Annotated in this window: 19 protein-coding genes; 12 read left to right on the top strand and 7 right to left on the bottom strand. The window is 66.3% G+C overall.

The genetic code is table 11. The features are described 5' to 3' along the window. Positions 1-118: 118 nt before the first annotated feature. Genes NOF53_RS03285 through NOF53_RS03295 form a run of 3 tightly spaced genes read right to left on the bottom strand, consistent with a single transcriptional unit; the run spans position 119 to position 2,689 of the window. Complete coding sequence (locus NOF53_RS03285) at positions 119-1,279, bottom strand: MFS transporter (protein WP_255965542.1); 1,161 nt, start codon at positions 1,277-1,279, stop codon at positions 119-121. Positions 1,280-1,283: 4 nt separating this feature from the next. After that, the gene (locus tag NOF53_RS03290; RefSeq protein WP_255965543.1) at positions 1,284-1,745 is read right to left on the bottom strand and encodes a hypothetical protein; all 462 of its coding nucleotides are present in this window, start codon (positions 1,743-1,745) and stop codon (positions 1,284-1,286) included. A 17-nt stretch (positions 1,746-1,762) separates the two neighbouring features. Further along, complete coding sequence (locus tag NOF53_RS03295) at positions 1,763-2,689, bottom strand: AEC family transporter (RefSeq protein WP_255965544.1); 927 nt, start codon at positions 2,687-2,689, stop codon at positions 1,763-1,765. Between the two features lie 141 nt (positions 2,690-2,830). Here NOF53_RS03295 and NOF53_RS03300 point away from each other — a divergent pair, with 141 nt between their 5' ends. The 3 genes from NOF53_RS03300 (at position 2,831) to NOF53_RS03310 (ending at position 5,043) form a co-directional block, all read left to right on the top strand. Beyond that, complete coding sequence (locus NOF53_RS03300; RefSeq protein WP_255965545.1) at positions 2,831-3,877, top strand: serine hydrolase domain-containing protein; 1,047 nt, start codon at positions 2,831-2,833, stop codon at positions 3,875-3,877. Between the two features lie 75 nt (positions 3,878-3,952). Beyond that, positions 3,953-4,348: a DUF6153 family protein gene (locus NOF53_RS03305; protein ID WP_255965546.1), complete on the top strand. Its 396-nt coding sequence runs from the start codon at positions 3,953-3,955 to the stop codon at positions 4,346-4,348. 74 nt (positions 4,349-4,422) lie between these two features. Next, positions 4,423-5,043, top strand: coding sequence for a DUF305 domain-containing protein (locus tag NOF53_RS03310; protein WP_255965547.1), 621 nt, complete (start codon positions 4,423-4,425; stop codon positions 5,041-5,043). A gap of 72 nt (positions 5,044-5,115) precedes the next feature. Here NOF53_RS03310 and rpsR read toward each other — a convergent pair whose 3' ends face one another. From rpsR to rpmB, 4 genes are read right to left on the bottom strand one after another with little or no spacing between them, the layout of a single operon-like run. Beyond that, entirely contained in the window at positions 5,116-5,370 is a 255-nt protein-coding gene (gene rpsR / locus NOF53_RS03315; protein WP_005238639.1) for a 30S ribosomal protein S18, read from the bottom strand. Between the two features lie 9 nt (positions 5,371-5,379). After that, positions 5,380-5,685 (bottom strand): 30S ribosomal protein S14, encoded by a 306-nt coding sequence (gene rpsN / locus NOF53_RS03320; protein ID WP_255965548.1) that lies wholly within the window; start codon positions 5,683-5,685, stop codon positions 5,380-5,382. A gap of 12 nt (positions 5,686-5,697) precedes the next feature. Beyond that, entirely contained in the window at positions 5,698-5,862 is a 165-nt protein-coding gene (gene rpmG, locus NOF53_RS03325) for a 50S ribosomal protein L33 (RefSeq protein WP_109332619.1), read from the bottom strand. Next, on the bottom strand, positions 5,862-6,098 hold the full coding sequence (gene rpmB, locus NOF53_RS03330) for a 50S ribosomal protein L28 (RefSeq protein ID WP_109332618.1): 237 nt from the start codon (positions 6,096-6,098) through the stop codon (positions 5,862-5,864). Before rpmB ends, rpmG begins: the two co-directional genes overlap by 1 nt. A gap of 108 nt (positions 6,099-6,206) precedes the next feature. Here rpmB and mrf point away from each other — a divergent pair, with 108 nt between their 5' ends. The 9 genes from mrf (at position 6,207) to NOF53_RS27860 (ending at position 13,182) form a co-directional block, all read left to right on the top strand. Beyond that, positions 6,207-7,469: a ribosome hibernation factor-recruiting GTPase MRF gene (gene mrf / locus NOF53_RS03335; protein ID WP_255965549.1), complete on the top strand. Its 1,263-nt coding sequence runs from the start codon at positions 6,207-6,209 to the stop codon at positions 7,467-7,469. Further along, positions 7,466-7,720 carry a type B 50S ribosomal protein L31 gene (locus tag NOF53_RS03340; protein ID WP_255965550.1) on the top strand — a complete coding sequence of 85 codons (255 nt, stop codon included), beginning with the start codon at positions 7,466-7,468 and terminating at the stop codon, positions 7,718-7,720. The genes mrf and NOF53_RS03340 overlap by 4 nt, the downstream gene beginning before the upstream one ends. A 34-nt stretch (positions 7,721-7,754) precedes the next feature. Beyond that, positions 7,755-7,928: a 50S ribosomal protein L32 gene (gene rpmF / locus NOF53_RS03345; RefSeq protein ID WP_255965551.1), complete on the top strand. Its 174-nt coding sequence runs from the start codon at positions 7,755-7,757 to the stop codon at positions 7,926-7,928. Positions 7,929-7,975: 47 nt separating this feature from the next. Beyond that, positions 7,976-8,584 carry a trimeric intracellular cation channel family protein gene (locus NOF53_RS03350; protein WP_255965552.1) on the top strand — a complete coding sequence of 203 codons (609 nt, stop codon included), beginning with the start codon at positions 7,976-7,978 and terminating at the stop codon, positions 8,582-8,584. Between the two features lie 66 nt (positions 8,585-8,650). Then, the gene (locus NOF53_RS03355) at positions 8,651-9,337 is read left to right on the top strand and encodes a response regulator transcription factor (protein WP_255965553.1); all 687 of its coding nucleotides are present in this window, start codon (positions 8,651-8,653) and stop codon (positions 9,335-9,337) included. Then, positions 9,337-10,812 (top strand): sensor histidine kinase, encoded by a 1,476-nt coding sequence (locus NOF53_RS03360; protein WP_255965554.1) that lies wholly within the window; start codon positions 9,337-9,339, stop codon positions 10,810-10,812. Before NOF53_RS03355 ends, NOF53_RS03360 begins: the two co-directional genes overlap by 1 nt. 127 nt (positions 10,813-10,939) lie before the next feature. Beyond that, positions 10,940-12,403, top strand: coding sequence for a trypsin-like peptidase domain-containing protein (locus NOF53_RS03365; RefSeq protein WP_255965555.1), 1,464 nt, complete (start codon positions 10,940-10,942; stop codon positions 12,401-12,403). Next, the gene (locus tag NOF53_RS03370) at positions 12,403-12,963 is read left to right on the top strand and encodes a MogA/MoaB family molybdenum cofactor biosynthesis protein (protein ID WP_255965556.1); all 561 of its coding nucleotides are present in this window, start codon (positions 12,403-12,405) and stop codon (positions 12,961-12,963) included. The genes NOF53_RS03365 and NOF53_RS03370 overlap by 1 nt, the downstream gene beginning before the upstream one ends. Positions 12,964-12,966: 3 nt before the next feature. Further along, on the top strand, positions 12,967-13,182 hold the full coding sequence (locus tag NOF53_RS27860; protein WP_374212562.1) for a hypothetical protein: 216 nt from the start codon (positions 12,967-12,969) through the stop codon (positions 13,180-13,182). Positions 13,183-13,530 lie beyond the last annotated feature (348 nt).

Raw genomic sequence — 13,530 nt, forward strand, 5'->3', positions numbered from 1 at the left:
GCGTGACTGGGGACAAGTCTGCCGACGAGAGACGCACGCCACATCCGACGAAGTGGAGCGTCGCACACCGACCGCCGCGACATTTAGGCGCCCGTAACGTCGTTGTCAGCCAGAGCTGTCACTCACTGCGCACGGCTCGCCAGGTGGAGACGGCCGCCGTGCCCAGGAGACCACCGGTGATCACGAAGATCGACGCCGTTCCTGCGACACCGGCAGTGGCGCCGGCAGCCAACGGGATGAGGACCTGGCCCAGTCGGTTGCCGGTCAGGCGCAGCGACAACGCGGCCGCCCGATTGGGAGCGGTGACGAGGCCGGTCACCCACGTCATCGTCAGCGGTTGACCGATTCCCCAGAAGAATCCGGCTACCACCAGCAGGGACGCCATCCACCACGGATTGCGGACGAAGGGCAGGAGCGTTGTGGGCAGCGCCGAACACAGGGTGGCGGAGACGAGCAGTCGCTGCCGCGGGGCCCAGGTGAGCAGCCACGGCAGAAACGCGCGCGACACGATCGATGCCGCGGTGCGCGCGGTGAGCAGCAACGACACCAGGAGGACGCTGAATCCGAGTTGTTGTCCCAGTACGGGCAGATAGGCCACGACCACATCGACCGAGGCGAGGACGATCAGGCTGCTGAACACTGCGGGTCGCATACCGGGCGTCGAGATCATGCTCGAGACGGATTGCTGCTGGTCCTTGGCGCTCGGTTTCCTCGACTGCGGACGCTCGCGGATCGGCCACGCGAAGGGGATCGACGTCAGGGATACCGCCGCCATGAGCGCCAGCGCGAGAGTGGTCTGCACAGGACCGCCGTCGGAGCTGTGGGCGGCAATCAGACCCACAACGGGCACGCCGACCGCCTGACCGACCGACACGCCGAGGGTCAGGCCCGCGAAACCCTTGTCCAGGTCGCCCGGTTTCGAGAGCAAGGTGATGAATCCCTGCCCGGCTACGGTGACGAGGATCTGGCCGAATCCGAGGACCACGTTGCCCAGACCCAGCACGATCAGGTCGTTGCTGAGCGCGATCACCACGACACCGAGTGTCGTGAGCGCAACGCCGGTACGCAGGACCGCGGCCGCGTGCTGCTGGTCGACCGCGCGCCCGATGCGGACCGCAACGAGAAGGGGCGCCAGTGAGAACAGTGCCGTCACGACCCCGATGGTGACGGCGTCTCCGCCGAGTGCGAGGACACGGTACGAGACGAGAACGCGGACGGCGTGATAGACGGCTTGCAGGAGTGCGGTGGCGATGCAGACGTTGAGGAACCAGTGTTTCACCGGCTCACCCGTTGATCACCCGACGATCGCCGAGCGGCGCCTGCAAAGGCACCTCGAGCGTGCCGAACACTGCTACGAGGATGCACATCTTGTCGGCCGACTCCGGCAGCGTCCCGGTACGCAGGGAGATGGTGACGGTGGTGTCCGTCTCGGTGACTGTCGCATCGGCGCCGTAGCATTCCGGGGTTCCGGTGACGAAATGAATCGCGACCTTGTTGCCGTCGGCCCGGGACCACGACTCGAATGGGGTCGGATGGGCTCGGACGATGTCGGGCCGGGCGGTGAAGACGGTGCCGAACTTCTCGCCGGGTACCTCGCTGGGAAGGGGCATCCCCGACGGATTGGTGGGACTCGGGTCGACGGCGGATGCGATCTCCGGGGGAATTGTCGGTTCATCGGTGCCCGAGGTGGATCCGCATCCGGCGACGGCGAGGCAGGCCAGCACTGCGAGGGCGATTACGCGCATAAGCCACGGTAACCCCGTCACGCGAGCAACCCGGAGACCAGCGCAATCGCGGGAATCGCGGCCAGGGTGGTGACAAAGGCAGTGTCTCGCGCCAGTACCGTTCCACACCGGTACCGGCTGGCGTAGACGAAGACGTTCTGCGCCGTCGGCAGGGTGGACACCACCACGATCGCGAACAGTTCATGCCCCTCGAGGCCGAGTAGGTGCCGCGCCATCAGGTACGCCAGGACGGGTTGCACGCCGATCTTGAGAACCGAAGCCAGCGCCACGTCTCGGCGGGGACTCGTCCCCTTCTCGAGGACGCGCACACCGTACAACGAGATGCCGAAGGCCAGCAGGGCACCCGGTACCGAGGCGCCGCCGATGAGCCGGAAGGGTTGCATCACGGCTTCGGGCGGCGTCCAGTCGACGAGGGCGAGCGCCAGCCCCGCGGCGCCCGCCACAACGATCGGATTCTTGAACGGTGCGGTCACGGTCTCGAGTCGCGACGCGCCACGGCGCAACGTGGTGATGTCGAGGATGGTCAACGCGATCGGCGAATACACGATGATCTGGAAGAGCAGCAGTGGGGCCACGAAGGAGGCGTCACCGAGCACGAACACCGAAATCGGGATGCCCAGATTCGCGGAGTTGACGTACGACGCCGACAACGCCCCGATCGTCAGTTCCGGGAGCGACCTGCGCAGCCACACCCTCGCTACTCCCATGTACAGTGCGCCGACCGTCAAAGCAGTCGCAGCAGCCACGGCGAGCGTCGGCGAAAAGATCACGGAAAGGTCGGACGATGCAAGCGAATCGAACAGCAGTGCCGGCGTCGCGACGAAGAACACCAGCCTGCCCAGGACGGATTCGCCCTCCGACCCGAGCGTTCCACGCCGGCCGAGAATGTAACCGATCGCGATGATCACGAAAATGACCGTGAATCCCGCAACTACTCCCGACACGCTGCGGGGCACCTCCTCGACCGGTGAGCCTCCTGTCGGCAAACCGTCCGAAGTCTAGTGGGCGCAGTTTCGGTGGGTGACAATACCCTCGAGCGGGGAACAGTACATGCGCGTGTGTTCGGGCGTGCCCGAGGAGTTGCGATGCTGCGTCGGACGACCATTCTGTGCGCGCTGTTCTGCGCCTGCGTTCTCACGGCGGTGACGGCACCGGCGACGCCCGCACTGGCGCCCCCGTCGAGCGGGGACCCATACTTGGTGTCGCTCGCCGGGCAGGTTCTGGGCCGCAGCTATCGCGAGAACGCCGGTGTCGCGTACGTGGACGGGTCCGGAACCCGGTTCGCCCACTTCGGCGCTGCCGACGACACGGAGTACGAGATCGGTTCCCTCACCAAGACATTCACCGCGCAACTGTTCGTCGACGCGGTGGCGCGCGGTGAGGTGCGGGAGGACACCACCGTCGGAGAGTTGCTGCCGTTGCAGGGCGCGCCCGTTGCCGATGTGGCACTCCTCGAATTGGCTTCGCACACCTCGGGACTGTCGCAGTTCCCGATGACCACCGATGCCGTTGTGGCGGTGGGCCACTGGGCGGTCGCCACCAACCCCTTCACGTACGACCGGGAGGCGCTGCTGCAACAGCTGCGGTCGGCACCGCTCACCAGCCGCGGAACCTACGCGTATTCGACGGTCGGGTTTGCGTTGCTCGGTCAGGCATTGGCCGCGGCCACCGGAACCGACTATCCGTCGCTCCTGCGCGAACGGATGCTCGAGCCGCTCGGGCTGTCGGATACCTGGTTGCCGTTGACCGCCGCAGACCTGCCCCCGGACGTCACGCGCGGATTCGACGTCCTGCACAGGTCGCAGGACCCGTGGCCGCTCGACGCCTACGCCCCGGCGGGCGGGCTCCGGTCGACGGTGGCGGATATGGCCGACTACGTACGGCAGCTTCTCGACGGCACCGTGCCGGGCAGCACCGCGATGGACGAGCGGTGGGTCGGCGACAACTACCGGGCACTGACGTGGTCGGTGGCGCCGTTCGAGGGTCGCGACTACACCGTCCACGGCGGGGCGACGGGCGGGTTCCAGTGCACCGTGGTTCTCGATCGGCGCGGCGAGCGCGGATTGGTCATCCTCACCAACACCATCGGTGGCCTCGAGCAGCAGGGACTCGACATCCTGTCGTCGCTCTGACTCATGCGAGTGCGACCAGAAGGTTCGGCGTCACCGACATACCCCTAAAGGGTATGCGCCGCTACAGTGGAAGTCATGACCCCGGCGGCGAAACGTAGGCGTGTGCCCACCGCACGCATTGCGTTGCTGGTCACGGCGGCTGCGGTCCTTGTGATGCACAGTTTCACCGCCGCTTCAGCTCCGGCTCATGACGGTTCGTTGCATGCCGTGGCCGTCTCACACGACCCCGGCATGAGCCACGGCCACGACTGCGCGGGAAACGAGTGCGAACAGTCGCACCCCAACGGACATCACTGCGCCGGCGTCGTCGTCGTGGCACCGGCGCTCACGCGTGCGACGGTGCCTTGCGTGGTCGGTACCGAGGCGCCGTCGCCGACGTCGCGGGTGAGCGTCGACCGGGTGCAGTCCGGACGTGGACCACCGGCGTGGACCGTGTTGTCGTTGGCGCAGCTGTCGATACTGCGGGTGTGACGGGGAGTCCGGAGCTCAGGGCTCCGGCGGATTTTGCTGCCACTTTCCCGAAGCCTGTCCATGAGGAGTTTCCCATGCGTACCACCTATGCAGCTTTCATTGCCGCGGCGACCGGCGCCGCGCTTGTCCTCGCCGGCTGCGGCACCGACTCGTCCGACCCGAGCAGTTCGGGCGCCTCGTCGACGTCCCACTCCCTGTCGACCTCGGCCGAGGCCGGTAGCGGAGCCGAAGTTCAGTTCAATGCCGCCGACGTCACGTTCCTGCGCGGTATGCATCCGCATCATGCGCAGGCGGTGCAGATGGCCGAGATGGTCGACGGCCGCACCGACAACGCCGAACTGCTGGCGCTCGCCCAGCGGATCGAGGCCGCTCAGGCACCGGAGATGGATCAGATCACCGGGTTGCTCGCTCAGGCGGGTGACACCGCTCCGACGTCCACCGGTCACGAAGGGATGGACCACGGGTCGGGCGACGGAATGATGTCCGAAGACGACATGTCCACCTTGATGGGCATGTCGGGGCCCGAGTTCGACCGGATGTGGCTGACGATGATGATCGAGCACCATGAGGGTGCCGTCGAGATGGCCGACACCGAACTTGCGGAGGGCGAGAATCCCGATGCCAAGCAACTCGCCACCGGCATCGTCAGCGCCCAGCAGCGGGAAATTGCCGAGATGCAGGCGATGCTCGGCTAGCTCCGCTCGGAATACGCCGAAGGCCGCGTAGTCCGTGGACTACGCGGCCTTCGGGTGTCTGTGAAGAAGCTGCTACCGGCTGGTGAAGGGCAGCAGGGCCATCTCGCGGGCGTTTTTGACCGCGACGGCAACCTGACGCTGCTGCTGCGGGGTCAGGCCCGTCACGCGGCGGCTACGGATCTTGCCGCGGTCGGAGATGAACGTGCGGAGAAGGTTGATGTCCTTGTAATCGACGTACTCGATCTTCGCCGCGAACAACGGGTTCTTCTTCGGCTTGCGCCCCTCGACGGGACGCGGCTTCTTCGACGGTGCTCTCTTGACTGCCATCTTCTTCCTTTACCAGCTCGACTTGTGCACGCCTGGCAGCTCCCCGCGGTGCGCCATCTCGCGAACACGCACGCGAGAGAGCCCGAACTTCCTCAGGTGACCGCGCGGACGTCCATCCGCAGCGTCTCGATTGCGCAATCGTACCGGACTCGAGTCCCGGGGCAGACGCTGCAGTGCCGTCTGCGCCTGTGCGCGCTCGTCTTCGCTGCTCGACGGGCGACGGATGACCTCTTTCAGTTCGGCGCGCCGCTCGGCGTAGCGCGCAACGATGATCTTGCGCTGTTCGTTCTTTGCGATCTTCGACTTCTTCGCCATCAGGGTTGTCTTCTACTTTTCTTCTCGGAAATCGACGTGGCGTCGGACTACGGGGTCGTACTTCTTCATCACCAGTCGGTCCGGGTCGTTTCGGCGGTTCTTCCTGGTCACGTACGTGTATCCCGTGCCCGCCGTCGACTTCAGCTTCACGATCGGACGAATCTCGTTACGCGCCATCAGACCTTCTCTCCGCGCGCCCGGATCTTGGCCACCACGGCCTCGATCCCGTCCCGGTCGATCGTCTTGATCCCCTTGGCGGAGACGGTGAGGGTGATCCGCCGCCCCTCGCTGGGCAGGAGGTACGTCTTCTTCTGGATGTTCGGATCCCAGCGCCGATTGGTGCGCTTGTGGGAGTGCGATACGGATTTGCCGAATCCTGGCCGGCGTCCGGTCACTTGGCAGTGTGCCGACATGGGCATTCCTCTCTGTCTCCTCCCGCATCCAGGCGTCTACCGGTCAGCAAGGTGATGACAATCATTTTCGACAACAGCTGAATTCCAATGTAGCGTTCTCGGCAAGTAATGACAATCGTTATCGAAAGGGTGCTCGTGAGTGAGATTCACCGGACACCGCTCGTCCTGGTATCCGGATGGAGCGGTCCCACCGACAACCTCGCGCGGTCGCTGCTCCGCGACGGCACCGTGGTCGTGCATCACGACCTCGACCTGGTGCACGAAGGAGTGGTACGGCGCACGGTCACCACGGTGGAGTCGGGACAGGAGCGCACCCGTGTCGGGATTCTCGAACTTGCGCACGGCTGTATCTCCTGCACTCTGCGGGAAGACCTTCTCCCGTTATTACGTCGACTGCATGCACGCAGCTCGGTGCAGCGCATCGTGTTGCACCTCGACCGCCGGCTCGAACCGGAGGCCGTGTGCTGGGCGATCGAGCACGTGGTGGTGTCCGGGGTGGTGGGCCAGCTGGACGGAACAGCATCCCGCGACGTGCGCGTCGAGGCGGTGATCACATGCATCGACGCGCAGTCGTGGCTGGACGATGCGACCGGCGACGAGGCCCTGGACGACGACCGGACGGTCGCGCAGGTAGCCGTCGGGCAGGTCGATTTCGCCGACGCACTGGTGGTGTCGGGCAGCGCGGGTGACGGCTGGCAGCAGGCCAGGCTCCACGCCGTCCTCGCGCGGCTCGCTCCCGGCGCACCGATCGCGTGGGACGTCGACACACTCGACGTCGAGCGATTACTCCTGGAGATCCCGTCGGGGGCGCGGCGGGGCGAGCTCACCCACGCCCACTCGCCCCTGCTGCGCGGGCAGCCTCCGCTCTCACACGACTGCGGAGTCATGATCGTCGAGTTCACCGCCGGCCGGCCGTTCCATCCGGAGCGATTGCACGAGGCCATCGACGTCCTGCTCGACGGTGTGGTGACCGCACGCGGCCGGGTGTGGGTGGCGACGCAGCCGGACGAGGCGCTGTGGCTCGAATCTGCCGGTGGCGGGCTGCGGGTGGCGAGCGCGGACCGATGGCTGGCCGCGATGACGCCGGCGGAACAAGACCAACTTCCTACGGCGCGGCGAGCTATGGCCGCACTGTGCTGGGACGAGAAGTTCGGCGACCGGCACAGCTCGATGGTGGTCCTGGTGCATGCGGCCGACCCCAGCGACATCGACCGCACGCTCCAGTGGGCGCTGGTCACCGACGACGAACTCGCCGACGAGGCCGCGTGGGAGTCGTGGCCCGATCCGTTCGGCCAGTTCCACGAAGACCCCTGCGAGAGCAGCGAATCACCGTACGCAGAACCCGACAGCTCGAGAGAGGGACACGAATGAAACCCCATATCCATCCCGACTACCACCCCGTGGTCTTCCAGGACGCGAGCACCGGAACCACGTTTCTCACGCGGTCGACGGTGACGAGCGACCGCACCGTCCTGTGGGCGGACGGAAACACCTATCCGCTGGTGGTGGTGGACGTGACCAGTGAGTCGCATCCGTTCTGGACCGGCGCGCAGCGTGTGATGGACACCGCGGGCCGCGTCGAGAAATTCGAACGCCGATATGGAGTGCGCAAGCGCCCGTGAGCACACGGGTCGACGACGAAGGAGGAGACAGAACATGGCAGTACCGAAACGCAGAATGTCGCGGTCCAACACGCGCAGCCGAAGGTCACAGTGGAAGGCCCAAGCGCCCGACCTGGTGGAGGTGACCGTCGGCGGGACCACCCACCGCGTGCCGCGCCGTCTGGTGAAGGCCGTGAAGCTGGGATTGCTGGACCCGGCTGACAAGTAGGTCGGACCCGGCCGGGGAAATGACGGTCGCCGTGCGAACCTTGGCGGGTGTTGCTCTACATCCTCGAACTGGTGGGCATAGCGGCGTTCGCGGCGTCGGGCGCCCTGGTGGGCGTGACGAAGCGGCTCGACGTCTTCGGGGTGTGCGTGGTCGGCGTCTTCACCGGTATCGGTGGCGGCATCGTCCGCGACCTCCTGCTGGACATCCACCCGCCCACCTCGCTGGGGAGCTGGCCCAACTTCGGCACTGCCCTCGGCACGTCGTTGCTGGTGTTCTTCCTGCACTCGGCGCTCGGCCGGCTGCGCCGCGAGATCCTCGTCCTCGACGCCGTGGGAATGGGCTTGTTCGCGAGTACGGGTGCGGTGATCTCGCTCGAATACGGAGCGAGTCCGCTGGCGTCGTGCCTGATCGGTGGTACGGCCGCCATCGGCGGGGGTGTATTGCGCGACGTGCTGGTGAACGAAGTTCCGTTGCTGCTCCACAAGGATCTCTACGCTGTGCCCGCCCTGCTGGGGTCGGCGCTGGTGGTCGTGTCGAGCGAACTCGGCTCCGGCCCCAACGCCGCCCTGGGAGCGGGCACGGCGCTGGCTTCGGTTCTCCGCCTCGTGGCGCTCTGGCGGAAGTGGAGTCTGCCGGGGCCGCGCATCGTCGAGTGACCACGTCCGCCTCCTCCAGCGACCCTTCTCAGCCATTACTCAGTCGACCGGGTCAAACTGTCGGGTATGCGCATTCTGGTGGTCGACGACGATCGGGCCGTGAGGGAGTCCTTGCGGAGATCCCTGAGCTTCAACGGGTACTCGGTGGAACTGGCCGTCGACGGTGTCGATGCGCTCGAGAAGGTGGCGGCCGCGCGGCCGGATGCGCTGGTGCTCGACGTCATGATGCCGCGTCTCGACGGCCTCGAAGTGTGCCGGCGTCTGCGCAGCACCGGTGACGACTTGCCGATCCTGGTCCTCACCGCTCGCGACTCCGTGTCGGAGCGGGTCTCCGGACTCGATGCGGGAGCCGACGACTACCTTCCCAAACCGTTCGCCCTCGAGGAATTGCTCGCCCGGCTGCGTGCTCTGCTGCGCCGGGCGGCCCCCGAGCCGGGCATCGACTCGGAGAAGATGACCTTCGAGGACCTCACCCTCGACCCCGTCACCCGGGAGGTGACGCGCGGCGAGCGGTCCATCAGCCTCACCCGTACCGAGTTCTCGCTGCTGGAGATGTTGATGGCCAACCCGCGCCGGGTGCTCACCCGTGGTCGCATCCTGGAGGAGGTGTGGGGCTACGACTTCCCGACGTCGGGCAATGCCCTCGAGGTCTATGTCGGGTATCTGCGCCGCAAGACGGAGGCGGATGGTGAGCCGCGCTTGCTGCATACCGTCCGGGGCGTCGGCTACGTACTGCGGGAGACTCCTCCGTGATGGCAGTGCCGTTCCACCGAACCGCCGACAAGCCGGGGTTGCCCGGGCACGAGCAGCACCCCGGCAGGCATCCCACCGGGCCGATTCCGCTGCCGCCGGAGATGCGGCCCCCGATGCCGTTGACGCGGTCGGTGTCGCTGCGCTGGCGTGTCACGCTCCTCGCCGCGTCGGTGGTGGCAATCGCGGTGGCGGTGATGGCTATCGCCGCGTACGCGGTGGTGTCCCGGGCGCTCTACGCGGATGTCGACAATCAGCTGCGCACTCGGGTGTCGGCGCTGATCGACAGCAATCTGGTGACGTTCGACCCGCGCTACATCGCGGGCGCGACCTTGTACACGACTGACATCAGTGTGGCGCTGATCTTTCCGGACCTCGACACGTACACGCCTCCAGGATCGAGTGTTCCCATCGGGGAGCCCGAATTGGCGGTGGCCCGCGGTGAGCAGGACACGTCGCTGCGCACCGCCGGGAACCAGCGTGTGCTGGCCGAGCGCACCCAGGACGGCAGCACGTTGGTGATCGCCCAGCGGCTCGCACCGACCGGCGCGGTTCTCGACCGGCTGGCGTGGGTGCTGTTCGTGGTCGGCGGGTGCGGTGTCGTTCTCGCGGCGGTCGCAGGAACGACGGTGGGGCGCACCGGGCTCCGGCCCATCGCACGGCTCACCGCGGCCACCGAGAGGGTGGCGCGCACCGATGACCTGACACCCATGCCGGTGACGGGTAACGATGAACTCGCCCGGTTGACCGAAAGTTTCAACACGATGCTGCGGGCACTGGCCGAATCACGCGAGCGCCAGAGCCGGTTGGTGGCGGACGCCGGTCACGAACTGCGGACACCGCTCACCTCGTTGCGGACCAACATGGAATTGCTCATCGCATCGAGTCGGCCCGGCGCCCCGCACATTCCGGACGAGGACATGGCCGAACTGCGCACCGACGTGGTGGCGCAAATCGAGGAGTTGTCGACGCTGGTGGGCGATCTCGTCGATCTCGCCCGTGAGGATGCACCCGAGACGGTGTTCGAGCGCGTCGATCTCAGTGAGGTGGTGGAACGTTGCCTCGAACGAGCGCGCCGCCGCCGCAACGAAATCGACTTCACCGCCGTCACCGTTCCCTGGTTCGTCTACGGCGACCACGCCGGGTTGTCGCGGGCAGTGTTGAACGTGCTCGACAACGCGGCAAAGTGGAGTCCCACCGGTGAGCAGGTGCGTGTGATGATGAAACCTGCCGGTGAGGGCTTGCTCGAGCTGACGGTCGACGACGCCGGACCCGGCATCCCCGAGGAAGACCGCGAGCTGGTGTTCGACCGCTTCTACCGATCCATGGCGTCGCGCTCGATGCCCGGTTCGGGACTGGGGCTGGCGATCGTGCGGCAGGTGGTCGTCAAACACGGAGGCACGATTGCCGTGGACATCTCCGAGCGGGGCGGTGCACTCATCCGCATCGTCCTTCCCGGCGAACCGGAGTCGGAATAGTCTCGGGAGAAGGGTTGGGCAAACTCAAAGGCCGGTCTCAGGACCTTCTCAGTCCCACCGGGCACTCTCGTACCCAGAGACGGTGCGGCTGCCCCTGCGGGCGGCCGCGGGAGATGGAAGTGATGCGATGACCGAAGATCGAAACAGTTCCGACAGCAACAGTCGCGACGCCGGTAACCAGGGAGCCCACCCGGACCAGTCGGCGGCGCCCCGGTCGGCTCCGGGCTACCAGCCGACCGAGCAGTTCCGGGCCACACCGCACGGCTCCGTGGGTCCGGGACCGCAGGCCTATGGGTCGGCGGGCTACCCCCAGGGCGCCCCGTACGGCGTTCCGCATCAGTCCACACAGCAGTTCGGGCAGCCCCAGCAGGGCGCGGGCCCCCAGCACGCTTCAGCTCAGCACGGAGGACCCCAGGGGTCCTTCTCCGGTCAGTACGGGCCCGGGCAGCCTGGTCCGGGAACTATGGCGACGACCACCAAGCGTCCCGCTCGAACGGCAATCGTCGTCGGAGCTGTCGCACTGGCGTTGGTGAGCGGCGGCATCGGTGGCGTCGTCGGTTCGCTCGCCACCGACCGGGACGGCAGCGGGGCCGCAGTCACCAACTCCCTCGACGCTCCGAAGAACAACACCGCGACCCCCGCAGCCAATGCCCCGGCAGGCTCCGTGCAGGCCGTGGCGAACAAGGTGGTTCCCAGTGTCGTCCAGATCGAGGTTGCGACTGCAGGGGGTTCCGGTGGGGAAGGGTCGGGGATCGTGTTGTCCTCCGACGGTCTCATTCTCACCAACAATCACGTCGCCGGCGCAGCGGCGAAAGGGGGCAAACTGACGGTCGCCTTCTCGGATGGCAGCACCGCGGATGCAACCCTGGTCGGCGCCGATCCCGTCTCCGACCTGGCCGTCATCAGGGCGTCGGGCAAGACGGATCTGACGCCCATCGAGCTGGGAACCTCCGGCAACGTCCAGGTGGGCCAGCAGGTGGTCGCGATCGGTTCTCCCCTCGGGCTGGCCGGTACGGTCACCGAGGGCATCATCTCCGCCCTCAACCGTCCGGTGTCGACCTCCGGTGAAGCGGGCAACCAGAACACCGTCATCGACGCCCTGCAGACGGACGCGGCGATCAACCCCGGCAATTCGGGCGGCGCTCTCGTCAACATGGACGGGCAGTTGATCGGTATCAACACGGCGATCGCAAGTATCGGCGGATCCGGGGCGGGTGAGCAGAGCGGCTCCATCGGTCTCGGATTCGCGATCCCCGTCGATCAGGCTCGCCGCATCGCCGACGAGTTGGTCAAGACCGGCAAGGCCACCCAGGCCATCATCGGCATCCAGGTTCCGTCGCAGGATGCAGCCAACGGCGCCACCGTCGTCGAGGTGACGCCGGGTAGCCCGGCCGAGAAGGCGGGAATTCCGAAGGGGTCGGTGATCACCAAGGTCGACGACCGCGTCATCACCAGCGGTGACGCCCTCATCGCTGCCATCCGCTCACACGCACCAGGAGACACAGTGTCCATCACATATTCGGACGGAAACGGGTCGAACACCAAGACCGTCGACGTCACGTTGGGAACCGCAGAACAGGGTGGCCGATGATGAACACGGGGATTCTCGGGCAGGTCGAGTCCGTATTGAACGGGGCCACTACGGTAGGGACCATGGATATCGAAGCCTCGCTGGCCGGCCGCGCGCTGGTGGTAATCGTCGACGACCGCACTGCTCACGGTGACGGCAAGGACTCCATCGGTCCGCTGGTCACGGAGTTGCTCAACGAGGCCGGATTCATCGTCGACGCCATTGTCGCGGTGGCAGCGGACGAGGTCGAGATTCGTAACGCCCTCAACACCGCCGTCATCGGCGGCGTCGACCTCGTCGTCTCCGTGGGCGGTACGGGCGTCTCGCCGCGCGATGTCGCACCCGACGTCACCGCAGAGGTCCTCGACCGGGAGATTCCCGGAATATCGGAGGCACTGCGCACCTCCGGCCTCGCAGCCGGCTCCCTCGACGCCGGTTTGTCGCGCGGCCTCGCGGGTGTGTCGGGGAGCACGCTCGTGGTCAATCTGGCGTCCTCACGCGCCGCGGTGCGCGACGGGATGGCTACCCTCACACCGCTTGCATCGCACGTCATCTCCGAGTTGTCCGGTCTGGAAGGCTGAGCCATCTCCACTTCCGATCCGTCGGACGACGAGCCGACCGAGAACACTGCACCGAGCCGGGCCCCGATCGACAGGGCCCGGCTCGCACGCATCTTCGGGGAAGTGCTTCCCGACACCACAGCCGACGAACGCGAGCCCGACGACGCCTCGGGCCGGGGTGAGCGGGGCAGTGATTCCGACGAGTGGCTGCGCAGCCAGAAACCTCCCCATCACGGATAGTTACCTTCAGAAGAGGCCACCGTAAGGCAATCGTGATCTGCCTTCTGCCCTTGGAATCAGCCGGAGTTTTTGTATCCAGAGGAGGACGGTGGGCGGCCCGTGGCCCGGCCCGCATTTTTCTGCGACACAGACGGTTTTTTTCGGGCAGAACAGACATTCTTCCAACTCATGAACCAGGTGTAAACGTTACCGAACTTCACGTGAACGTCGCATGAATGCGCTGGTCAGCGAAGCGGCCCGAGGTCCGAATTCTCGCTGAAATCCCACACCTTGGACACGTTTTGCGATGTGTCATACATCACGATTCCGTTTCGTGAGGAATTAATTGCTTAAGCAACCACCCCCCGG

It is taken from the genome of Rhodococcus tibetensis, from assembly GCF_024438035.1.
In the GTDB taxonomy this organism is placed as follows: domain Bacteria; phylum Actinomycetota; class Actinomycetes; order Mycobacteriales; family Mycobacteriaceae; genus Rhodococcus_F; species Rhodococcus_F tibetensis.